The 20,750-nt window shown below is 72.1% G+C and carries 24 protein-coding genes; 9 read left to right on the top strand and 15 right to left on the bottom strand.

Features of this window, described 5'->3' with window-relative positions; translation table 11 throughout:
- Positions 1-2 precede the first annotated feature (2 nt).
- The 7 genes from ACLJQM_RS22160 to ACLJQM_RS22130 all read right to left on the bottom strand — a co-directional run bounded on the left by ACLJQM_RS22160 (position 3) and on the right by ACLJQM_RS22130 (position 6,317).
- Positions 3-212, bottom strand: coding sequence for a hypothetical protein (locus tag ACLJQM_RS22160; RefSeq protein WP_410632629.1), 210 nt, complete (start codon positions 210-212; stop codon positions 3-5).
- A 161-nt stretch (positions 213-373) separates the two neighbouring features.
- Positions 374-577 (bottom strand): DUF397 domain-containing protein, encoded by a 204-nt coding sequence (locus ACLJQM_RS22155; protein WP_247012075.1) that lies wholly within the window; start codon positions 575-577, stop codon positions 374-376.
- A gap of 12 nt (positions 578-589) precedes the next feature.
- Positions 590-1,492, bottom strand: coding sequence for a helix-turn-helix domain-containing protein (locus ACLJQM_RS22150; protein WP_247012077.1), 903 nt, complete (start codon positions 1,490-1,492; stop codon positions 590-592).
- Between the two features lie 379 nt (positions 1,493-1,871).
- On the bottom strand, positions 1,872-2,768 hold the full coding sequence (gene tesB, locus ACLJQM_RS22145) for an acyl-CoA thioesterase II (protein WP_247012079.1): 897 nt from the start codon (positions 2,766-2,768) through the stop codon (positions 1,872-1,874).
- Between the two features lie 36 nt (positions 2,769-2,804).
- Positions 2,805-4,229, bottom strand: a complete 1,425-nt coding sequence (pyk, locus tag ACLJQM_RS22140; protein ID WP_247012081.1) for a pyruvate kinase — start codon at positions 4,227-4,229, stop codon at positions 2,805-2,807.
- 92 nt (positions 4,230-4,321) lie between these two features.
- Complete coding sequence (locus ACLJQM_RS22135; RefSeq protein WP_360766800.1) at positions 4,322-4,987, bottom strand: DUF2461 domain-containing protein; 666 nt, start codon at positions 4,985-4,987, stop codon at positions 4,322-4,324.
- Between the two features lie 106 nt (positions 4,988-5,093).
- On the bottom strand, positions 5,094-6,317 hold the full coding sequence (locus ACLJQM_RS22130; protein ID WP_410632628.1) for a glycoside hydrolase family 18 protein: 1,224 nt from the start codon (positions 6,315-6,317) through the stop codon (positions 5,094-5,096).
- Between the two features lie 164 nt (positions 6,318-6,481).
- On the opposite strand from ACLJQM_RS22130, the gene ACLJQM_RS22125 reads away from it, so the two are divergent.
- Positions 6,482-6,793, top strand: a complete 312-nt coding sequence (locus ACLJQM_RS22125; RefSeq protein WP_247012088.1) for an ArsR/SmtB family transcription factor — start codon at positions 6,482-6,484, stop codon at positions 6,791-6,793.
- Here ACLJQM_RS22125 and ACLJQM_RS22120 read toward each other — a convergent pair.
- Entirely contained in the window at positions 6,724-7,128 is a 405-nt protein-coding gene (locus tag ACLJQM_RS22120) for a winged helix-turn-helix transcriptional regulator (protein ID WP_360766795.1), read from the bottom strand. The genes ACLJQM_RS22125 and ACLJQM_RS22120 overlap by 70 nt on opposite strands.
- Before the next feature lie 68 nt (positions 7,129-7,196).
- Here ACLJQM_RS22120 and ACLJQM_RS22115 point away from each other — a divergent pair, with 68 nt between their 5' ends.
- Both ACLJQM_RS22115 and ACLJQM_RS22110 read left to right on the top strand, forming a co-directional pair.
- On the top strand, positions 7,197-7,835 hold the full coding sequence (locus ACLJQM_RS22115) for a group II truncated hemoglobin (RefSeq protein ID WP_410632627.1): 639 nt from the start codon (positions 7,197-7,199) through the stop codon (positions 7,833-7,835).
- A 34-nt stretch (positions 7,836-7,869) separates the two neighbouring features.
- Positions 7,870-9,306, top strand: coding sequence for an aromatic amino acid ammonia-lyase (locus tag ACLJQM_RS22110; RefSeq protein WP_247012095.1), 1,437 nt, complete (start codon positions 7,870-7,872; stop codon positions 9,304-9,306).
- Positions 9,307-9,393: 87 nt separating this feature from the next.
- Here the strand turns inward: ACLJQM_RS22110 and ACLJQM_RS22105 are convergent, their stop codons facing one another.
- Entirely contained in the window at positions 9,394-10,419 is a 1,026-nt protein-coding gene (locus tag ACLJQM_RS22105) for a 6-phosphofructokinase (RefSeq protein WP_247012097.1), read from the bottom strand.
- Positions 10,420-10,700: 281 nt separating this feature from the next.
- Here ACLJQM_RS22105 and ACLJQM_RS22100 point away from each other — a divergent pair, with 281 nt between their 5' ends.
- Positions 10,701-11,783, top strand: coding sequence for a 3-deoxy-7-phosphoheptulonate synthase (locus ACLJQM_RS22100; RefSeq protein WP_410632626.1), 1,083 nt, complete (start codon positions 10,701-10,703; stop codon positions 11,781-11,783).
- A gap of 988 nt (positions 11,784-12,771) precedes the next feature.
- On the opposite strand, the gene ACLJQM_RS22095 is transcribed toward ACLJQM_RS22100, so the two are convergent.
- Positions 12,772-13,260, bottom strand: a complete 489-nt coding sequence (locus ACLJQM_RS22095; RefSeq protein WP_086856855.1) for a polyadenylate-specific 3'-exoribonuclease AS — start codon at positions 13,258-13,260, stop codon at positions 12,772-12,774.
- Positions 13,261-13,277: 17 nt separating this feature from the next.
- A complete protein-coding gene (locus ACLJQM_RS22090; RefSeq protein ID WP_247012101.1) occupies positions 13,278-14,039 on the bottom strand; it encodes a lysophospholipid acyltransferase family protein in 762 nt (253 codons plus the stop codon).
- 209 nt (positions 14,040-14,248) lie between these two features.
- Between ACLJQM_RS22090 and ACLJQM_RS22085 the strand changes: the two genes are divergently transcribed.
- Genes ACLJQM_RS22085 through ACLJQM_RS22075 form a run of 3 tightly spaced genes read left to right on the top strand, consistent with a single transcriptional unit; the run spans position 14,249 to position 16,703 of the window.
- The gene (locus tag ACLJQM_RS22085; protein ID WP_247012103.1) at positions 14,249-15,016 is read left to right on the top strand and encodes an alpha/beta hydrolase; all 768 of its coding nucleotides are present in this window, start codon (positions 14,249-14,251) and stop codon (positions 15,014-15,016) included.
- On the top strand, positions 15,013-15,537 hold the full coding sequence (locus ACLJQM_RS22080) for a hypothetical protein (RefSeq protein ID WP_247012105.1): 525 nt from the start codon (positions 15,013-15,015) through the stop codon (positions 15,535-15,537). Before ACLJQM_RS22085 ends, ACLJQM_RS22080 begins: the two co-directional genes overlap by 4 nt.
- 11 nt (positions 15,538-15,548) lie before the next feature.
- Complete coding sequence (locus ACLJQM_RS22075; RefSeq protein ID WP_247012107.1) at positions 15,549-16,703, top strand: glutamate--cysteine ligase; 1,155 nt, start codon at positions 15,549-15,551, stop codon at positions 16,701-16,703.
- Here ACLJQM_RS22075 and ACLJQM_RS22070 read toward each other — a convergent pair.
- Positions 16,685-17,530 (bottom strand): NUDIX domain-containing protein, encoded by an 846-nt coding sequence (locus ACLJQM_RS22070; protein ID WP_410632625.1) that lies wholly within the window; start codon positions 17,528-17,530, stop codon positions 16,685-16,687. The genes ACLJQM_RS22075 and ACLJQM_RS22070 overlap by 19 nt on opposite strands.
- A gap of 26 nt (positions 17,531-17,556) precedes the next feature.
- On the opposite strand from ACLJQM_RS22070, the gene ACLJQM_RS22065 reads away from it, so the two are divergent.
- Positions 17,557-17,841 (top strand): hypothetical protein, encoded by a 285-nt coding sequence (locus tag ACLJQM_RS22065; protein WP_410632624.1) that lies wholly within the window; start codon positions 17,557-17,559, stop codon positions 17,839-17,841.
- A gap of 21 nt (positions 17,842-17,862) precedes the next feature.
- The gene (locus tag ACLJQM_RS22060) at positions 17,863-18,033 is read left to right on the top strand and encodes a hypothetical protein (RefSeq protein WP_410632623.1); all 171 of its coding nucleotides are present in this window, start codon (positions 17,863-17,865) and stop codon (positions 18,031-18,033) included.
- Between the two features lie 234 nt (positions 18,034-18,267).
- Here ACLJQM_RS22060 and ACLJQM_RS22055 read toward each other — a convergent pair whose 3' ends face one another.
- Genes ACLJQM_RS22055 through ACLJQM_RS22045 form a run of 3 tightly spaced genes read right to left on the bottom strand, consistent with a single transcriptional unit; the run spans position 18,268 to position 20,750 of the window.
- Positions 18,268-19,206, bottom strand: coding sequence for an ROK family protein (locus tag ACLJQM_RS22055; protein ID WP_247025221.1), 939 nt, complete (start codon positions 19,204-19,206; stop codon positions 18,268-18,270).
- Positions 19,207-19,221: 15 nt separating this feature from the next.
- Positions 19,222-19,626, bottom strand: a complete 405-nt coding sequence (locus ACLJQM_RS22050) for a hypothetical protein (RefSeq protein ID WP_410632622.1) — start codon at positions 19,624-19,626, stop codon at positions 19,222-19,224.
- Positions 19,623-20,750, bottom strand: coding sequence for an ArsA family ATPase (locus tag ACLJQM_RS22045; protein ID WP_360766774.1), 1,128 nt, complete (start codon positions 20,748-20,750; stop codon positions 19,623-19,625). The genes ACLJQM_RS22050 and ACLJQM_RS22045 overlap by 4 nt, the downstream gene beginning before the upstream one ends.

Here is a 20,750-nt window from a genome sequence, read left to right as displayed (position 1 = left end):
CCTTACCGGGCGGTCTCGCCGACGCCCGCGATCTCCCGCGTGGCTTCGCGGCGCTCCTGCGCCGGTACGTCGACGTCGGTGCGCCCGGCCCGGAAGTGGCGGGCGGCGCGGCGGGCGCGGATCGCCCAGGCGCTGCGCCCGGCCTTCCGCAGTTCCTCGGCCCGGTAGGCCGCTTCGGCCCGGACCGCGTCGAGCATGAGATCGCTGTGCATCGTGTTCCCCTTGGTTCCCGAGTTCACCGGTTGGTAGGACTCAGGTTCGTCCTGAGGGGGCGGCCCAGGCATCGGGTGATCACGCAGCTCTGGTCGGCAAAAGACCCCTTACTCCCGGTCGAGCCCAGCTCGGCGGGGGTAAGGGGTCTTCGTGGACTGCCTCAGTCGTGCGTGTGGCCGCCGGTCCGCACCGCGGCCAGCAGCCCCCGCCAGCCCGACGCGGGCAGGCGGAAAGCACCACCTTCGGGGTCCTTCGAGTCGCGCACCGCGGCGCCGCCGTCGACGAATGCGACCTCGACGCAGTCGTTGCCGCCCCCGCTGTGGCTGCTCTTGCGCCACCGCGCCCCGGACAGATCTGCTTCCATGGTCCCCACTCCTTACTGTGTCCTCGGTTCCAGATGGTGCACCGGAGCCGGAACGGCAGCCTGTTCGGCGAACCGTCCGGCGGCCTCGGCGATCAGATCCACCGAGTCGTCCGGCTTCAGTGCGGCCGCGCGCAGATGGTCGAACATCAGCCCGTAGCGCCGGACGTCTGTGGGTTCCTCCAGGTAGAGGCCGCTGGACGTGCTGTCGTCGACGTAGACGACGTCCGGGTCGGCCTGTTCGGGGAAGCCCATGATGAGGAAGGGGCCCTCCATACCGGGGTGCGCGCCGGCGCCGAACGGCACGACCTGGACGGTCACGTTCGGTTTCTCGGCGAGCGCGACCATGCGGTAGAGCTGCTCGGCCATCACCTCGGGGCCGTCAACCACCCGGCGCAGCACGGCCTCGTCCATCACCGCCCAGTACTCCGGCGGCGGGGTTTCCGAAAGCAGTTCCTGGCGCGCCATCCGGGCGGCGACGCGGCGGCGGATCTCGGCGTCCTCGGCGTCCGGCCGCAGCGCGCGGATCACGGCGCGGGCGTAGCGCTCGGTCTGCAGCAGCCCGGGCACCAGCAGGGCCTGGAACGCGCGCAACGAACTCGCATCGGCTTCGAGCCCGACGAAGGTGCCGGTGAAGACCTCGTTGTAGGCGTGCCACCAGCCGCGCTTGCGGGCCTCCCTGGCCAGCTGGACGAGCGCTTCCTGCTCGTCGCCGGTGATGCCGTAGAGGGCCAGCATGTCCCGCGCGTCACGCGGGGTGACGCCCACGTGGCCGGTCTCGATGCGACTGATCTTGGAGGCGGAGCATTCGAGCTTTTCGCCGACCTCGTCGATGGTCAGGTCCGCGGCTTCCCGCAGCCGGCGAAGCTCGCCCGCGAGCCTCCGGCGGCGAACCGTGGGGCTCTGTCCCCTTGCCATCGCGCACCTCCGGATGTCGACGGCGTCGTAGCCGTTCGGTCGCTGCCAGTATCCAACCACGGCGGTCGTGCAATAACACCGGCACTATTCCCGCCCGGCCGTCCGGGGCGGAAATCTGCAATTTGCAGAATGCTCTTGTATGCTCACGGCCTGCACTGCCCAGGACGCGAGCGGGGCCCGGCGGCTCCCGCCCCAGTTCCCGCCCGGCCCTGTTGAGCAGCGTAGACGATGGATCCGCGGCTCGCCGCGTGATCATCGGGAGAAGAGGTCCGGGGCTGTCCCCCGATCGGCCCCGGCCCTCTCCCCCCGGTCGGCTGCCTTTTGCGGCGGGGGAAATTCCGCCAATTTGTCGCCCGTAGGGGTGATTTCCGGGCCGCGTTCAGAGGACGCGCAGAAGTCCTTCTTGGACGACCGTCGCGAGGAGCGTGCCGTCCTCGGCGAAGAACCGGCCCGTGGCCAGGCCGCGGGCACCGGACGCCGTCGGCGAAGCGCTGTCGTAGAGGAACCACTCGTCGGCGCGGAACGGCCGGTGGAACCACAGTGCGTGGTCGAGGCTCGCGCCGAGCACCTTGTCGGTGTCCCAGTAGACGCCGTGGCGCGCGAGCACCGAGTCGAGCAGCGTCATGTCCGAGGCGTAGGTCAGCACGCAGACGTGCAGCAGCTGGTCCTCGGGCAGCTTCCCGTCGGCGCGCATCCACACCTGGTTGCGCGCGGGCCGCTCGCCGGTCTCGCGGGTGACCCACGGCGGCTCGTTGACGTAGCGGACGTCGATCGGTCGCGGCCGGCTGTGCGCGCCGATCGCGTAGCCCTCGGCGCGTTCCATGAGCGTCGGCAGCGTCTCGGGCGCGGGGATGCCCTCGGGCATCGTCTCGGCGTGCTCGATGCCCGGCTCGTCCTTCTGGAACGACGCCGAGAGCGAAAAGATCGCCTTGCCGTGCTGGACCGCGACGACCCGGCGGGTGGTGAACGAGCGGCCGTCCCGGATCCGGTCGACCTCGTAGACGATCGGCACGCTCGGGTCGCCGCCGCGGATGAAGTACGCGTGCAGCGAGTGCACCCGGCGTTCCTCGGGGACCGTGCGCCCGGCCGCGACGAGCGCTTGGCCGGCCACCTGCCCGCCGAACACGCGCACCGGCGAGTGGGCAGGCGAGACGCCGCGGAAGATGTTCTCTTCGATCTTTTCCAGGTCGAGCAGGGCGACCAGGCGATCGAGCACGGGCTGGCCGCCACCGGGCTGTTCGAGTTCGGTGGCGGCCGTCCTGGCCATTTCAGTCATGGCTGGAGCCTATGTGCTGCGGGGGCAGGACGTCCCTTATGCGTGGTCGTCTTCACCGAGGCGGTGCACGTGGATGAGGTTCGTCGAGCCCACGGTGCCCGGGGGCGAACCGGCCACGATGACGACCAGGTCGCCCTTCTGGTACTTGCCCATCTCGAGCATGGCGTGGTCGACCTGCTGGATCATCTGGTCGGTCGAGTCGACCCGCGGCACGATGTGGGTGTTGGTGCCCCACGTCATCGACAGCTGGCTGCGGACGCAGTCCTCCGGTGTGAAGGCCAGCAGCGGCAGCCGCGTGTGCAGCCGGGCCAGGCGGCGCACGGTGTCGCCGGACTGCGTGAAGGCGACCAGCGCCTTCGCGTTGAGCCGCTCGCCGATGTCGCGGGCGGCGTAGGAGATCACGCCGCGCTTGGTGCGCGGGACGTGGGTCAGCGGCGGCACGATCGGCGAGTCGGTCTCGACCGCCTCGACGATCCGGGCCATGGTCTGCACGGTCTCGATCGGGTACCGGCCGACGCTGGTCTCGCCGGACAGCATCACCGCGTCGGTGCCGTCGAGCACCGCGTTCGCGACGTCGGAGGCCTCGGCGCGGGTCGGCCGGGAGTTGTTGATCATCGACTCGAGCATCTGCGTCGCGACGATGACCGGCTTCGCGTTCTCGCGGCAGATCTGGATGGCGCGCTTCTGCACCAGCGGGACCTGCTCCAGCGGCAGCTCGACGCCGAGGTCGCCGCGCGCGACCATCACCGCGTCGAAGGCCAGCACGATGGCTTCGAGGTTGTAGACGGCTTCGGGCTTCTCGATCTTGGCGACGACCGGCAGGCGCCCCTTGCCGACGCGGTCCATCACCTGGTGGACCAGGTCGATGTCGGCCGGCGAGCGGACGAAGGACAGGGCGACGAAGTCCACGCCCAGCTCGAGGGCGAACTCGAGGTCTTCGATGTCCTTCTCGGACAGCGCCGGCACGGAGACGTCCATGCCGGGCAGCGAGACGCCCTTGTTGTTGCTGACGGGACCGCCTTCGGTCACCTCGCAGACCACGTCCTGGCCCTCGACGCCCTTGACCACCAGGCCGACCTTGCCGTCGTCGACGAGCAGGCGGTCACCGGGCTTGGCGTCCCGGGCGAGGCCCTTGTAGGTGGTCGAGACCCGGTCGTGGGTGCCGGCGACGTCTTCGACGGTGATCCGGACGATGTCGCCGTTGTGCCACTCGACCGGCCCGCCCGCGAACGTGCCGAGCCGGATCTTCGGGCCCTGCAGGTCGGCGAGGACACCGACCGCCCGGCCGCTCTCGGCGGCGGCGGTGCGGATGAGGTCGTAGACCTCCTTGTGGTCGCCGTGGCTGCCGTGGCTGAAGTTCATCCTGGCCACGTCCATGCCAGCGTCGACGAGGGCCCGCATCTTCTCCGGCGTAGCGGTGGCGGGGCCCATGGTACAAACGATCTTCGCGCGTCGGCTCACGTTCGCACAGCGTAGTCCCTCTTCGGGCGTTCGTCTGTACCGATCCCGAAAAGTTCAGAGAAACTGTTCAGAAACCCGCCCCGTCCAGCTGGTCAACGGCGGGGTTGCTCGCTGGGGCCGACCCGGTCACGGGCCCACTCGTTGAACTCGCGCACCTGCCGCCACGCCTTTTTCACCCGATCGAGCGCCCCTCGTTCGTGCAGGACGTCGTCGGGCTCCCAGCCTCGGACGGCGTAGACCGAGCGGTAGCGCAGCAGGTCGAGGCGGGGGTGCTCGGCGTCGAAGCCCCGGGGCTTGGACTTGAGCCGGTCGCCGCGGACCTCCCAGCCGGTGCGTTCGAGCTTCTTGAGGATCTTCCCGAGCGCTTCGCCGTGCAGCTCGGTGTCGACGGCCTTCCGGAACCGGGCGATCTGGTCGGTGGCCAGGTGGAAGCAGCCACCGCCGACGCGCAGGCCCTCGGGGCCGACCTCGACGTAGTAGGCGCCGCCGCCGCGGCCCTGCTCGATCACGCCGCCGCAGTGGGTCTTGTACGGCGTCTTGTCCTTGGCGAAGCGGACATCGCGGTAGGGGCGGAACACCTTGGGCTCGCCGAAGCCGTCCGAGAACTCGGGCGCGAGCTCCGCCAGCAGCGCCTCCATCGGCGCGCGGACGTCGGACTTGTACGTCTCGACGTGGTCGTCCCAGTAGGGCTTCGAGTTGTCCTCGACGAGGCCGTCGAAGAAGTCGACGGCGTACTCGCCGAATCCGCTGAACTTCACGGGGAGGAACGATAAACGGGGACACCGACGGTTTCCGCGCCGGTGTCCCCGGGGTCGGAACCCGGTGCGGCCGGCGCACCGCGCGCGACCGGCCGCACCGGGAGCCCTACTTGGCGACGGCCGTGATCAGCTCGCCGTTGGTCGTGTCGCCCGACAGTTCCCAGAACATCGCGCCGCCGAGGCCCTGCGTCTTGGCGTAGGAGACCTTGCCGGCGATGGTCGACGGGGTGTCGTAGCTCCACCAGTTGCTGCCGCACTTGGCGTACGCGGTGCCGGCGACCGTGCCGGTCGACGGGCAGGACGTCTTGAGCACCTTGTAGTCCTCGATGCCCTGCTCGTACTTGCCGGGCGCCGGGCCGGTCGCGGTGCCGCCCGGTGCGCTCTGCGTGACACCGGTCCAGCCGCGGCCGTAGAAGCCGATGCCCAGCAGCAGCTTGCCCGACGGGACGCCCTTGCTCTTCAGCTTCTGGATCGCCGCGTCGGAGTAGAAGCCGGCGGTCGGGATGCCGCTGTAGCCGGTCAACGGCGAGTGCGGGGCCGTCGGGCCCTGCGCGGCCCAGGCGCCGAAGTAGTCGTAGGTCATCACGTTGTACCAGTCGACGTACTGGGCGGCGCCGCCGTAGTCGGCCGCGTCGATCTTGCCGCCGCTGGTGCCGTCGGCGGTGATCGCCGAGGTGACGAGCTTCGAGCCGAACTTGGCCCGCAGCGCGCCCATCAGGTTCTTGTACGCCGCCGCGCCGCTGGTGTCGCAGCTCAGGCCGCAGGAGTTCGGGTACTCCCAGTCGATGTCGATGCCGTCGAAGACCCCGGCCCAGCGCGGGTCGTTGACGAGGTTGTAGCAGGAGTTCGCGAACGCCGCCGGGTTCTGCGCCGCCTGCCCGAAGCCGCCGGACCACGTCCAGCCGCCGAAGGACCAGAGCACCTTCAGCCCGGGGTGCTTGGCCTTGAGCTTCTTGAGCTGGTTGAAGCTGCCGGCGAGGGGCTGGTCCCAGGTGTCGGCGACGCCGTCCACGCTGCCCGCGGCGTCGTAGGTCTTCTGGTAGTCGGCGTAGGCGTCGCCGATCGCGCAGCCGCCGTTCGTCACGTTGCCGAACGCGTAGTTGATGTGCGTCAGCTTGCTCGCCGAACCCGACGTCTCGATGTTCTTGACGTGGTAGTTGCGGTCGTAGACACCCCATTCGGTGAAGTAGCCGACCACCTTGCCGACGGAGGCTTGCGCGGTCTCGGTGGCGGCGGTGGCTGCCGGGGCGGTCGCAGCCCCCGCGACCAGGCCCGCGGCGGCCGCCGCGGTCAGCAGCGCCGAGAAGCTCTTCCTGCGGAAACGGGACATGCGTTCTCCCTCCGGAGAATTACCCACGGCGACGGTGCCGGAGTGGTGGGGACCACACCACCGTAAGTGGACTAGACCACTAGGTCAATGGTTCAGACCAAGCAGCCCGGTGGTCGGTACGTGCATGCCTTGACAGGAATATGCCCGCGGAGCACATTTCGGGGGTGATGCAGACCTTCGAGGTGCTGGCCGAGCCCCGCCGCCGCACGATCCTCGACCTCCTGCGCGACGGCGAGCGCTCGGTCGGCGAGCTGGTCGACGAACTGGCACTCAGCCAGCCCGCGGTGTCGAAGCACCTGCGGGTGCTGCGGGAAGCCGGCCTGGTGACGGTGCGCGTGGCGGCCCAGCGCCGGTGCTACGCGCTGCGGCCCGAGCCCCTGGCGGAAGTCGACGCGTGGCTGGCGCCCTACCGGCGGTTCTGGGGCGAGCGCCTCGACGCGCTGGAGCGGCGCCTGGACTCGACCGACCCGCGCTGACCGGCGGGCGGCTCGAACGTGATGCCGCGCTCGGCCGCGCGGCGCTCACCCCACTCGTACAACGCCGTCAGCGCGGGCCGCAGCTCCTCCCCCACCGCCGTCAGGTGGTACTCGACGCGCGGGACCCGGTCGTCGAACTCCACGCGGCGCACCAGCCCGTCCGCCGCCAGCTCGCGCAGCTGCTGGGTAAGCATCTTCTCGCTCACCCCGGGCACCCGGCGCCGCAGTTCGCCGTAGCGGTGGGCGCCTTCCTTCAGGTGCGCCAGGATCACCGGCTTCCACTTGCCGCCGATCAGGTCGACCGCCAGCTCCGTCGCGCAGTGGTACCGCTTCATGACGCTCTCCCTACGCACCGGAAAGTACGTGCTTGCCCCCGCCACCCCGCCGCTGGTTGCCTGGCCGGGTGATCGTCGAATACCTCCGCTACACCGTGCCAGAAGCCGCGCGGGCCGACTTCGAGAAGGCCGCGGCCGGGCACCACGTCGAGCGCGCGCCCGGCCGGTACCTGGTGCGCGCCCCGTCGCCGTTCGGCGGCATCGAAGGCTTCACGCCCGAAGGCGAGCCCGAACGCTTCGAAACCACCACCCCCTCCCTCTACGACTGGGCCGGCGGCCGCGAAGCCCTCGTGCGCCTGCTGACGATCTTCTACGGCCACGTCCTCGAAGACCCGCTGCTCGAACCGGTCTTCCGCACCATGGACCCGCACCACGCCGAGCACGTCGCCGTCTGGCTCGGCGAAGTCTTCGGCGGGCCGCCCGCCTACACCGGAAGCCACGGCGGGCACGCCCACATGATCGGCCGCCACCTCGGCCGCGCCATCACCGAGCCGCAGCGCCGCCGGTGGGTGTCGCTGCTGCTCGACGCCGCCGACGAGGCCCGGCTCCCGGACGACCCCGAGTTCCGCGCGGCCTTCGCCGGCTACGTCGAGTGGGGCAGCAGGCTGGCCGTCGTCTTCTCCGCCCCCGGCGCCCGGCCGGACCCGCACGAACCGGTCCCGCGCTGGGACTGGCCGAGGCCACCCTGGCCGACGGGCGGGGCCTAGCCGCATAGTGAGGGCAGTCGGAAGGAGGCTGCCGTTGATCCGGGTGGACGGCCGGACCCTCCGGTGCGCGGACGTCGTCACGGCGGCGCGCACCGAGGGCCCGCTGGGCATCGACGTCTCGATCGCCGCGCAGCGCGCGGCCGAACACGCGTGGAAGCTCGCAGAAGACCTCAGCACGCGCCGCGTGGTCTACGGCCGGACCACCGGTGTCGGGGCCAACAAGGACGACGCCGTCGAGAGCTCGACGGAGCACGGCCTTCGCCTGCTGCGCAGCCACGCGGGCGGCAGCGGCGACGTACTGCCGCCCGGGCACGTCCGCGGGATGATGCTGATCCGGCTGAACCAGCTGCTCTCCGGGCGGTCCGGGATCAGCCCCGAACTGATCGGCGCGCTCGCCGAAGCCGTCCGCACCGGCGCGCTGCCGCTGGTGCACCGGCTCGGCGCGATCGGCACCGGCGACCTCGCACCCCTGGCGGAGACGGCGCTGGCACTCACCGGCCAACGGCCCTGGGTCACCGGGCACGTGCCGCCGGTCCCGGTGCACGCCGGCGACGCATTGGCGTTCATGAGCAGCAACGCCGCGACGCTCGCCGAAGCGACCCTCGCCGCGATGCGGCTGGACACGCTGACCCGGGCGAGCCACGCGGTGGCGGCGCTGACGTACGTCGCGCTCGACGGCAACCCCGAGGCGTACGCCACCCCGGTGCACGAAGCGCGGCCGCACGCGGGGCAGGTCGCCTGCGCCGCGGAGATGCGGCGGCTGCTCGGCATGCACCAGACGCCGAAGCCGGGACGCCGCATCCAGGACCCCTTCGGGCTGCGGGCGTTCCCGCAGGTGCAGGGCCCGGCGCTGGACGCGATCCACTACCTGCGGGACGTCCTCGCCGTCGAGATCAACGCGAGCACCGAGAACCCGATGATCTCGACGGTGCACGGCGACGCCTACCACCACGCGCACTTCCACACCGCGTACGTGTCGACGGCACTGGACCAGGCCCGCGCGACCGTGCACCAGGTGGCGGAGCTGTCGGTGGCGCGGCTGGGCGACCTGGTCGAGCCGGAGTTCACCGGCCTGCGGCCGTTCCTCGCGGCGGGCCCGGCGGCCAGCTCGGGCGTGATGATCCTCGAGTACGTGGCCCACGACGCGCTGACCGAGCTGCGGCAGGCGGCGCTCCCGGCGACGCTCGGCACGGCCGTGGTCTCCCGCGGCATCGAGGACCACGCGAGCTTCTCGACGCAGGCGGCCCGCGCGGCGACGGCGGCGTGCGCGGCCTACCAGCAGGTGCTCGGCTGCGAGCTGGTGGCGGCGGTCCGCGCCCTGCGGATGCGCGACGCGGACCTGGTCGACCTGCCGGTGCGCGACGCGTTCGAGCTGGCGTCGGAGGTCCTGGACCCCAGCACCGACGACCGCCCCCTCACCGACGACATCGCCGCCGCGGTGGGCGTGCTGGACCGGCTGGCCCGGATCTAGCGTGAACCCGAGCCGACGCCGTGCGGCAGCGCCCCTGAACGCGCGAAGGGCCGCCCCGGACTCCCGGAGCGGCCCTTCGCGGGAAACTCAGCCGAAGAAGACTTCGGCTTCCTGGTAGCGCTCGGCCGGGACGGTCTTCAGCTCGGCCGTCGCCTCGGACAGCTTCACGCGGACGATGTCCGTGCCCTTCAGCGCCACCATCACGCCGAAGTCGCCGTCGGCCACCGCGTCCACCGCGTGGAGGCCGAAGCGGGTCGCGAGGACGCGGTCGTACGCCGTCGGGGTGCCGCCGCGCTGGACGTGGCCCAGGACCACCGCGCGGGACTCCTTGCCGGTGCGGTGGGCGATCTCGTCGGCCAGCCAGGTGCCGATGCCGCCGAGGCGGACGTGCCCGAAGGCGTCCTTCTCGCCGGTCAGCAGCCGCTCCTCGCCGCCCTCGGGCAGCGCGCCCTCGGCGACGACGATGATCGGCGCGTACTCCTTCTCGAAGCGGCTCTCGACGTAGGAGACGACCTGGTCGACGTTGAAGTGCCGCTCCGGCACCAGGATGACGCTCGCGCCGCCGGCGAGGCCGGAGTGCAGCGCGATCCAGCCGGCGTGGCGGCCCATGACCTCGACGACGAGGGCGCGGTGGTGCGACTCGGCGGTGGTGTGCAGCCGGTCGATCGCTTCGGTCGCGATGGAGACCGCGGTGTCGAAGCCGAAGGTGTAGTCGGTGGCGCCCAGGTCGTTGTCGATGGTCTTGGGCACGCCCACGACGCCGACGCCGTCGTCGGTCAGCCGCTTCGCGACGCCGAGGGTGTCCTCGCCGCCGATCGCGATCAGCGCGTCGACGCCCTGGTCGGCCAGGACCTTCTTGATCTTGTCGACGCCGCCCTCGACCTTGTACGGGTTGGTGCGCGAGGACCGCAGGATGGTGCCGCCGCGGGTCAGGATGTCCTCGACGTCGTTGAGGCCGAGCGGACGGCTGTCCCCGGTGAGCGGGCCGTTCCAGCCGTTGCGGAAGCCCACGAAGTCCCAGCCGTGCACCTCGATGCCCTTACGCACCACACCGCGGATGACCGCGTTGAGCCCCGGGCAGTCGCCGCCGCCGGTCAGCACACCGACACGCATGAGAAGCCTCCGTCTGTTCTCTGGAGATGACAGTCACAGTTCGTCGTCCGCCAGCGTAGCGGCTCGCGTCTTGATCGGTGCAGGCCGTACCACCTGCCGAATCGGTCCGACTCGCGCCTGTGCTACCTTGGCGCCGTGCAGCGCTATTTCTGGTTTACGAAGCCGGCCCCGGGTGGGCACGGCGGCGTGAACCTGCGCTGACCACCACCCCGAGCCGGATCTCCAACCGGCTCGGCGAGTCCCCCGCGGGTCGGTGTCCACCAGGAAGGAACACCCCCGCCATGACGCTCTCGGCCGACCCCGCCACCATCGGTGACCTCGACGCCGCGCGCACCACGTCGATCAGTCCGCTCATTTCGCCCGCCTTGCTGCGCGAAGACCATCCGGTCGACGCCGCCGTGGCCAAGGTCGTGCGCCAAGGGCGCGCCGAGACGGTCGACATCCTCGAAGGCCGCGACGACCGGCTGCTCGTCGTCGTCGGGCCGTGCTCGGTCCACGACCCCGCGGCGGCCCTCCACTACGCCCGCCGGCTGGCCGCGAAGGCCGAGGAACTGCGCGGCGAGCTGCACATCGTGATGCGCGTGTACTTCGAGAAGCCGCGCACGACGCTGGGCTGGAAGGGCCTGATCAACGACCCGGACCTGGACGGCACGTTCGCCGTCAACAAGGGCCTGCGGCTGGCGCGGAAGCTGCTGCTCGACGTGTCCGCGCTCGGCCTGCCGGTCGGCTGCGAGTTCCTCGACCCGATCACGCCCCAGTTCATCGCCGACATCGTGACGTGGGGTTCGATCGGCGCGCGCACGGCGGCCAGCCAGGTGCACCGCCAGCTGTGCAGCGCCCTGTCGATGCCGGTGGGCATCAAGAACTCGACCGAGGGCGACGTCCAGGTGGCGATCGACGCGACCCGCGCGGCGGCGGCGAGCCACGTGTTCCCGGGCATCAACACCGACGGCCTCGCGGCCCTGCTGACGACGTCGGGCAACCCGGACTGCCACGTGATCCTCCGCGGCCACAACACGGGCCCGAACTACGACGCGGCGACGGTGTCGGAGACGCTGGCCCGGCTGGCGAAGTCGGGCCTGCCGGAGCGCGTGATCATCGACGCTTCGCACGGCAACAGCGGCAAGGACCACGTCCGCCAGTGCGCGGTGGTGAGCGAGCTGGCGGCGCGGATTTCGTCCGGCGAGCGCGGGATCTCGGGGCTGATGATGGAGAGCTTCCTGGCGGGCGGCCGGCAGGACCTTTCGCTGGGGCACGCGGAGCAGCTGACTTACGGCCAGTCGATCACGGACGCGTGCCTGGCGTGGGACGACACGGCCCCGCTGCTGGACGAGCTGGCCGAGGCGGTGCGGGCGCGCCGCTGAGAGGTCCCCGGCCTGGGGGTCCCCCGGTTTTGACGTTACCGGCGAGCACCGACAATTCCGGGCCCCGTGGAGGCCGGTGGCGCGAACGGTCCGTTCGCACCACTCGGGGATGTCCGGGAGTGCCGGTGGGGTCGCGAATGACTCATTGGGGACGTGAGTGGTCTCCGATGAGTCATTCGCGGCGTTCGTGAGGCGACCGCGCGGCCGAGGTGAGCGGGCCGGATCGAGCGAGTTGAGCCGGACCAGGCGAGCCTGGGTCGGACCGGGCGGGCTGAGCCGGAGCGGGACCCGACCGAGCGGCCGAAAGCGAGCGCGGTCACGGCAGCCGGGACCCGAGCGGGCCGGCGGGCGGCCGGCCGACCGGGCGGGCCGGGCTGGCGGGCGGACCGGGCGGGCGGCCGAACGGGCCCGACCGACCGGGCGGGCTGGTCGGTCGGGCCGACCGGCGGGCGGACCGGGCGGGCTGGTCGGGCTGGTCGGGCTGGTCGGGCTGGTCGGGCTGGTCGGGCTGGTCGGGCTGGTCGGGCTGGTCGGGCTGGTCGGGCTGGTCGGGCTGGTCGGGCTGGTCGGACCAGCGAGCCGAACCGAAGCAGGGCGAGCGAGCCGTAACGGACCGGCCGAGCAGAGCGAAGGCGGGGCCAAAGCAAAGCGAACCCGTGCCCCTGCCAGGCGGTAAGGGACCAGACCCGGCTCGGCTGGGCCGGACCAGACGGGCCAATCCGAAGCCCGAGGCGGGCGCAGCCCCGGGTGAGCCGGACCGGGCAGGGCGAGCCGAAGCCGGGCGGGAGCGGGGCGGCCAGGGCGAGCCGAAGCCGGGCGGGGGCGGGCAGAGGAGCCGAAGCCGGGCTGGGGCGGGCAGAGCCGAAGCGAGGGACTCAGACCGGGACAGGCCAAGGCGAGGGACCCAGACCGGGGCAGGCCAAGGCGAGGGACCCAGATCGGGGCAGGCCAAGGCGAGCAGGGGCGGATCAGGCAGGCCGGACCGGGGTCAGCGGCGCGGGAAGTACTCCTCGATGATCTCCCACCGGGCCAGGTTGTGCTTCGCGTCCGCCAACGCGTCGTGCTGGTCCGTCGGCGCCGCCGGGAGCTTGGGCTTTCCCGCGTCCTCCCAGCGCTGGCGCAGGTCCCTCGTGAACCTCGGCAGCTGGCGGGGCAACGCCGGCATCGGGCCCCACAGCTGGGCCAGCGCCACGTGGTCGTACGCCGCGAACCAGGCCCACAGCTCGATGCCGCCCGGGGGTTTGCCGAAGAACTCCAGCAGGTCGGTGCGGATCTTCTCGCGGCTTCGCCACGCGCGGTCGGCCGGGGACGGGAGCTTGTCCAGGACGTTGTCCCGGACCCACGGGCCCGCCTTCGCCGGGTCGAACTCCGTCGAGACCGCGTAGAACTCGCGGCCCCGCTCGTCGACGACACCGATGGAGACCAGGTCGATCGTCACGCCGTCTTCGATGAACTCGGTGTCGTAGAAAAAACGCACTGGTGAACAGTAGTGGGTCAGCCGACCTTGGAGTCCGGCACCCGGGCCGCGTCGCGGGGAGCGGGCTGCGCCGGCACCTTCGGCTTGACCCCGGCGGCCTCGGCGGCCAGCAGTTCCTTGGCCTTCGCCGCGTAGATGTCGACGTACTCCTGGCCGGACAGCTCCATCAGCGCGTACATGATCTCGTCGGTGATCGACCGCTCGATGAAGCGGTCGCCCGCGAGGCCCTCGTAGCGCGAAAAGTCCAGGGGCTTGCCGAAGCGGACCTCGAGGCGGCGGGGCCACCACATCTTGGAGCCGATGGGGTTGACCTTGTCGGTGCCGATCATCGCCACCGGGACGACCACGCCGCCGGACTCCAGCGCGATGCGGGCGACGCCGGTCTTGCCCTTGTAGAGGCGGCCGTCCGGGGAGCGGGTGCCCTCCGGGTAGATGCCGAGCAGGTGGCCGGCCTTGACCAGGCGGGTCGCCGTGTCGAGCGCGGCCTGGGCGGCGTTGCCGCCGGAGCGGTCGATCGGGAACTGGCCGACGCCGGTGAAGAACCACTTCTTGAGCAGGCCCTTGAAGCCGGGCTCGGTGAAGTACTCGGACTTGGCCGGGAAGGTCACCTTGCGCTTGACCCGCAGCGGCATGAAGAACGAGTCCGCGACCGCCAGGTGGTTGCCGGCGAGGATCGCGCCGCCGGTCTCGGGGATGTTCTCCGCGCCGACGACCTTGGTCGGCCACAGCGTCTTGAGCAGCGGTCCGATGAATACCCACTTCATGAGCCAGTACAGCACCGGTGCCTCAGTCCTCCATCGCAGCTCAGCCCCATTCGCCCGCGCGGGACAGCCTACGAACCCGGGTGGCCGCCGCACAACGGAGACCACCCGGTTACCGGCGGGCAGCGATCGATCTCACAGCGAATTCCGGGCCCGGGCGGAGCCCCACAACGCCCGCGACCCGTGAGAGCATGGACGGATCCACCGCTCACACGGAAGGCGATCGCATGGGCGTGCTCGCCGGCGCGGAACCGTTCGGCCACACCGGTTCGGCCGACACCGGGTTCCTGCTCTGCCACGGGTTCACCGGTACCCCGGCGAGCATGCGGGCCTGGGGTGATCACCTGGCCGGCGCCGGGTTCACCGTGCGCTGCCCGCTCCTGCCCGGCCACGGCACCCGCTGGCCGGACCTCAACCGCACGACGTGGGAAGACTGGTACGGCACGGTCCGCGAAGCGCTTCTCGAGCTGCTCTCGACGTGCAAGACGGTCTTCGTCGGCGGTCTTTCGATGGGCGGCACGCTCACCCTGCGCCTCGCCGAGGAGTTCGGGGACCGGATCGCCGGGATCGTCCTGGTCAACCCGTCGGTGACGCGGCTGAAGTGGGACACGAAGCTGCTGCCGGTGCTGGGGAAGATCGTGCCGTCGGTGCCGGCGATCGCGAACGACATCAAGAAGCCGGGCGAGACGGAGCTGGCCTACCCGCGCACCCCGGTGCGCGCCGCCGCGAGCCTGGCGAAGCTGTGGGCCGTCGTGCGCGCGGACCTGGGCAAGGTCACGCAGCCGGTGCTGCTGCTGCACTCGTCGGTCGACCACGTCGTCGAGCCGGTGAACTCGCAGCTGGTGCTCGACGGCGTCTCGAGCACCGACGTCACCGAGGTCGTGCTGGAGAACAGCTACCACGTGGCGACGCAGGACAACGACGCCGAGGTGATCTTCACGCGTAGCGTCGAGTTCGCGAAGGCGCACGCCGCACAGCCTGAGGAGACCGCATGAGCCGGGGGAAGGACGGGCCGGAGGACGTCGACGCGACGTTCGCCGAAATCGTCGCCGACCTGCGTGCCGACGGGTTCGGGCTCCCCGAAAACGACACTGCCGACACGGCAGGCGCCGCGGAGACCCCGCAGACCGGCACGGCGACCGAGCAGCGGAAGGCGCCGGAGCGGCCCGCCGAGCCGCCGGCCGCGGACCCGGCCCCGCCTGAGGCGGGCTGGCGGTCCGGGGGCACGACGTGGGACACCACGATGTTCTCCGACGACCCCGCGGGCGACGACGAGCACTACGTCCCGCCGGAGCCGCCGCCGCTGCCGCGGCCGAAGATGGGCGCGTTCCTCATCCTGCTGCTGTTCCTGGCCGGGCTGTTCCTGCTGATCCTGCCCGGCGCGATCGGTGTCGGCCCGACGGTGGCGACCCCGCTCGGCATCCTCGCGCTCGCGACGGCGCTCGCGCTCCTGCTGCTCCGCGTCCGGCAGGGACCGCCGCCCGGCGCCGATCCCAGCAACGGCGCCCAGGTCTGACGCGGACGGCGATGCGCATCGATTTCACCCCTTCGCGGCGATCGACCGTCGGCGCGGAATGGGAGCTCGGCCTGGTCGACCGCCGCAGCGGCGAGCTGTCCTCGGTGGCGGAGCGGATCCTCGACGCCGTCCGCCCGGACGGCGCCGCCGAGCACCCGAAGATCAAGCAGGAGCTGCTGCTCAACACCATCGAGATCATCACCGGCGTCTGCGAGACGATCGCCGAGGTCAAGGCCGACCTCAGCGAGTCGCTCGACGTCGTGCACGGCGTCGCCGACCCGCTCGGCGTCGAGATGTTCTCGGCCGGGACGCACCCGTTCTCGAACTGGTACCAGCAGAAAGTCACCGATAAGGAGCGCTACGCCAAGCTGATCGACCGGACCCAGTGGTGGGGCCGCCAGATGCTGATCTACGGCGTCCACGTGCACGTCGGGGTCGACCACCGCGAGAAGGTCCTGCCGATCCTGGACGGGCTGCTCAACTACGCGCCGCACCTGCAGGCGCTGTCGGCGTCCTCGCCGTACTGGGGCGCCGAGGACACCGGGTACGCGTCGAACCGCGCGCTGATGTTCCAGCAGCTGCCGACGGCCGGGCTGCCGTTCCAGTTCCGGAAGTGGGCGGAGCTGGAGAACTACGTCGAAGACATGTTCACGACCGGCGTGATCGACCACTTTTCGGAGATCCGCTGGGACATCCGGCCCGCCCCGCACCTGGGCACGATCGAGATGCGCGTCTGCGACGGGCTGCCGACGCTGGAGGAGGTCGGCGCGATCGCGGCGCTGACCCAGTGCCTGGTCGACGACTTCAGCGAGCGCCTCGACGACGGCGAGATCCTGCCGTCGCTGCCGCCGTGGCACGTCCAGGAGAACAAGTGGCGCGCGGCCCGCTACGGCACCGATGCGATCGTCATCCTCGACGCGGCCGGGCGCGAACGGCTCGTGACCGACGACATCGCCGACCTGCTGGACCGGCTGGAGCCGGTGGCGCGGCGCCTCGACTGCGTCGCCGAGCTGCGCGACGTCGAGACGATCCTGGAGTACGGGCCGAGCTACCGGCGGCAGCGGGCGGTCGCCCAGGCGCACAAGGGCAGCCTCAAGGCCGTCATGGCGTCGCTGGTCGCCGAGATGCGCGACGGCATCTCGAAGGGTCAGAGCCCGTCGAGCTGACCGCGCAGCGTGCCGGGCCCGAGGGTCGACGCGCCGAGGGCTTCGACCCGGCCGCGCAGCTCGCGGTCCGCCGTCGCGACCAGGATCCGGGCGCCGGGCTGCTTCGCGACGACCTCGACGATCTTCGAGTCGCCGTCGGTGTCCGCGGCGACGACCTCCACGCCGGGCACGCCCGTGACGTGCTTGGCCTTGCCTTCGACGACCAGGACGATCCGCGGCCACCACGTCAGGGTGGCGTCGTCCGGGTCCGGGACGCCGGCCTCGGCCAGCTTCGCGAGCTGGTCGCGCAGGCGCTCGGCGGCGCCGTGCCGGTCGCGCCACCAGCCGTCCGGGCGCGAGCCGACGACGTTGGCGCCGTCGACGACGAGGACGAGTTCGCGCCCGACGCGGGCGGCCAGGTCCGGCCAGGCGGCCGCGAAGTCGCGGTGCAGGGGGTAACCGGGGACATCTTCGGGGTCCACCCAGCGCACCTCCGCGCTCTCGGTGTTGGCGACCCGCGCCTCGGCGCCTTCGGCGAGGGCGAGCACGGTGGTGTAGCTCCAGTCCCCGTGGTCGACCACGGAGGCGGAGACGGTCCGGAAGGCTTCGGCGGGCACGGAGGCCTCTTCGTAGGCTTCGCGGGCGGCCGCGGTGAGCGCGGTTTCGCCCGCCTCGATCGCCCCGCCGGGCAGCGCCCAGGTGCGGCCGTGGTGCACCCACCAGGCCCGCCGCTGCAGCAGGACGCCGCGGGCGGGATCGACGAGCAGGAGCCCGGCGGCGCCGTAGCGGCCCCAGTGCAGGTGCCCGCAGGAACACTTGACGAAGACGCTCGCGGACTGGTGACTCACTCGTCCAGCCTGTCACAATTCGCGGCGTGACCCGGTTCGACCAGCTCAAGCCCACCTTCTGGGACCGCGGTCCCGGCGAGCCGCTGAGCGCCCGCACCTTCGCCCACGCCGGCCGCGAGCTGGGCGTCCGCCTGCCGATCGAACTGGGCGAACTGCTGGGCCTGCGCAACGGCGGCACGGTGGCCGGTGCGTTCGACGCGTTCCCGACGAGCGAGCCGACGTCGTACAGCGGGACGCACGTGCCGTTCGACCGGCTCCTCGGCGTGGGCGGGCGGCTGTCCATCCTGGACTCGCCGTACCTATGCGCTTAGTGGGGCCTGCCTCGCCGGGTCGTGGTGCTGTCCGGCGACGGCCACACGTGGGTCGCGCTGGACTACCGCCGGTCTTCGGAGCCGTCGGTCGGGTGGTTCGACGTGGAGCTGGAGTCCGAGCTGGCGTTGGCGCCGACGTTCCGGGCGTTCGTGGAGGGGCTGGTGCCGTCGGGGAGCTTCCCGGAGGAGTGACGGCGGCCGCCGACGACCGCCCAGTGTTGTGCCGGCGAGCAGCACGACCGCCAGTACCGGGCCCGGGACCAGGGGCTTGAGCAGGAACTGGGCCACCGGCAGCAAGCCGCCGAGCCGATCACGATCCTCACGGCCGGGAGGTACCCGGCATCCCGGCGGGCGGGTGAACACGCTCGCGGGCCCGCCCCGAGCACCACGCTACCGGGAGCCACCGACGATTCCGGGCCGGCTGAGTCAGACCGGGGTCTTGGCCGCTTCCAGGGCCAGCGCCGCCGCGCCGACGATCGCCGTGTCGTCGCCCAGGTGGGCCGTGCGGATCCGGGCCAACGGCCGGTGGCGGGCGCCCGTGATCGCGCCCGCGTAGTGCTCGCGGGCCTCGTCCAGGAACAGGGGCGCCGACTCCGACACTCCCCCGCCGATCACGATGATCTCCGGGTCGAACACGTCCGCCACCAGGGCCAGGCCTTCACCGAGCCACTTGGCCAGCTCGGCCATCGCCAGCTGGGCGATCGGGTCGCCGTCGCGGGCCGCGCCCGCCACCCGGCGGCCGGTCACCGAGCCCGGGTCGCCCGCGACCTGCTGGGCCAGCACCGTCGAGCGGCCCGGGTGGCGGGCCAGCAGCTCCACCGCCGTCGCCGCCAGTGCCGTTCCGCTGCAGTAGCGCTCCCAGCAGCCGTACTTGCCGCACGGGCACGGCCGCCCGCCGCGGACCACCGTCAGGTGACCCAGTTCGGGCGCGACGCCGTACGCGCCGCGGAACAGCTTGCCGTCCAGCAGCAGGCCCGCGCCGATGCCGGTGCCGAGCGCCACCAGCGCCGCCACGTGGGCGCCGCGGGCCGCGCCGAAGCGGTGCTCGCCCACCATCGCCGCGTTGACGTCGTGCTCCAGCAGCACCGGCAGGCCGACGCGCTTTTCGATCCGGTCGGCGACCGGCGCGCCGCGCCACGCCAGGTGCGGCGCGAACATCACCGAACGGCGGTCACGGGCCACGAACCCGGCCACGGCGAGGCCGACACCGGCCACCTCGTGGCGGTTGCGCAGGTCTTCGACCACGCCGGCGATGGCGTCCTCGAGGGCGCCTTCCTCGCTCGGCGTCCCGACGCGGGCCGTGTCGAGCAAGGAGCCGCGCTCGTCCACCACGCCGGCCCGGACGCTCGTCCCGCCGACGTCCACCCCTATCGTCCGCACTCAGTTCTCCCACTCGTCGCGCCTGCGGACGGCGATGTGCTGCACCCGCACCGACACCGTGGCGTCCGCCGGTGGCCGCGGCGCGGGCCGGAACCCGGGCATGTGCACGCCCTCGTCCGGCTCCCACCGGTCCGCCAGCACCGCGCGCAGCAGGGCGACCAGCTGCGCGAGCTGCTCGGCCACCTTCGCCACCAGCTCGGGGCGCTCACCTCGCACCACGGCGACGATCGCACACAGCGGGCACCAGCCGCACCCCGAGCCGTCCGGTTCTCCCTCGTCAGGGGTGCCGTGGCCGGCCGCGACCACGTCCTGGAGCCAGGGCGCGGCCTTCTCGACGACCATCTCGACGAGCAGGCGGAGCTCCTCCACGAGGCGCGGCCCGTCCGTGGGTTCCTCTTCGCTCACCCGCGTCCCCGGTTCCCGGCCAGGCTCACGACCAGGCCGTCGGCGTCGGATTCCGCACCGGTGATCCGGCACGGCCGCAGCGACTCCGGCAGGGCGATGAGCCTGCGGAAGCCGTCCACGGTGATCGCCAGGTCGTCGTCGACGCGGGCGAGGTCGACCTCGGTGTCCCGCGTGAGCGGGATCGCGACGCGCAGCGTGTACCCGTCCGGCGTCCGGCGGATCCGCAGCAGCGGGGTGACCGGGGTGCCGTCGCCCGCCAGGGGGTCGCCGTCGCGGTACAGCTCCGCGGCGATCTCCAGCAGGGCGGGCAGCCCGACCGGTTCGACCGCGCGGTGCTCGACGCGGGACACCCGCGCGAACCCGGCGCCGGCGAGTTCGGCGAGGACGGTGTCCTGCTGGGCGCGGCGGGTGCGCAGCCAGGAAGCGGCGCCCCCGCGCCAGAACCCGGGCGCCGGCATCAGCCGGTTGGCGATCAGGCCGTCGACGGCGATGCCGCGCAGGGCCAGCGAGCTGAGCGTGCGCCGCGCCTCGGCGACGACCACCCGCTCGGGGGTCAGGACCAGCCGGACCGTGGTCACCGACGGCTCGGTGAGCAGCGCGCGCAGGCCGTCGAGGTGGACGCCGAGCCGGCGCACGGAGTCGGTGACGCGCCGGCCGAACACGCGCGTCAGGTAGCCGGAGACGGCTTCGGGCAGCGCGAGCAGCCGCAGCGTCTCGGCCGTCGGCCCGCAGTCGACGACGATGGTCTCCCACGGCCCGTCTTCGGCCAGCCGGCGGACTTCGGTGAGGGCGAGCAGCTCGTCGACACCGGGCAGCACGGTGAGTTCTTCGGCGTCCAGGGTGTCGAGGCCCGCGCCGGAGAGCGCCGTCCGCAGCTCGGCCCGCAGCCGGTGCCAGGTGGTGTCCACCAGGGTCCGCGAGTCGATCTGGACGGCCGAGAGCAGAGCGTCCACTTCGGACGGCTCCGCGCCCAGGGTGTGGCCGAAGGCGTCGCCGAGCGAGTGCGCCGGGTCGGTCGACACGACCAGCGTCTTCCTGCCGCGAGCGGCCAGGGCGGCGCCGGTGGCGGCGGCCAGCGTCGTCTTCCCGACACCCCCCTTGCCGGTGAACAGCAGGATCCGCAC

It is taken from the genome of Amycolatopsis sp. cmx-4-83 (assembly GCF_046548815.1).
Taxonomy (GTDB): Bacteria; Actinomycetota; Actinomycetes; order Mycobacteriales; family Pseudonocardiaceae; genus Amycolatopsis; species Amycolatopsis pretoriensis_A.
The sequence above is the reverse complement of the archived record's forward strand: the minus strand, read 5'-3'. Positions and strand labels throughout refer to the sequence as shown.

Coding starts and splice junctions, on each gene's coding strand:
- ACLJQM_RS22160 (WP_410632629.1), bottom strand. CDS start 212: ATGCACAGCGATCTCATGCTCGACGCGGTCCGGGCCGAAGCGGCCTAC.
- ACLJQM_RS22155 (WP_247012075.1), bottom strand. CDS start 577: ATGGAAGCAGATCTGTCCGGGGCGCGGTGGCGCAAGAGCAGCCACAGC.
- ACLJQM_RS22150 (WP_247012077.1), bottom strand. CDS start 1,492: ATGGCAAGGGGACAGAGCCCCACGGTTCGCCGCCGGAGGCTCGCGGGC.
- tesB (WP_247012079.1), bottom strand. CDS start 2,768: ATGACTGAAATGGCCAGGACGGCCGCCACCGAACTCGAACAGCCCGGT.
- ACLJQM_RS22130 (WP_410632628.1), bottom strand. CDS start 6,317: ATGTCCCGTTTCCGCAGGAAGAGCTTCTCGGCGCTGCTGACCGCGGCG.
- ACLJQM_RS22120 (WP_360766795.1), bottom strand. CDS start 7,128: ATGAAGCGGTACCACTGCGCGACGGAGCTGGCGGTCGACCTGATCGGC.
- ACLJQM_RS22105 (WP_247012097.1), bottom strand. CDS start 10,419: ATGCGTGTCGGTGTGCTGACCGGCGGCGGCGACTGCCCGGGGCTCAAC.
- ACLJQM_RS22100 (WP_410632626.1), top strand. CDS start 10,701: ATGACGCTCTCGGCCGACCCCGCCACCATCGGTGACCTCGACGCCGCG.
- ACLJQM_RS22085 (WP_247012103.1), top strand. CDS start 14,249: ATGGGCGTGCTCGCCGGCGCGGAACCGTTCGGCCACACCGGTTCGGCC.
- ACLJQM_RS22080 (WP_247012105.1), top strand. CDS start 15,013: ATGAGCCGGGGGAAGGACGGGCCGGAGGACGTCGACGCGACGTTCGCC.
- ACLJQM_RS22075 (WP_247012107.1), top strand. CDS start 15,549: ATGCGCATCGATTTCACCCCTTCGCGGCGATCGACCGTCGGCGCGGAA.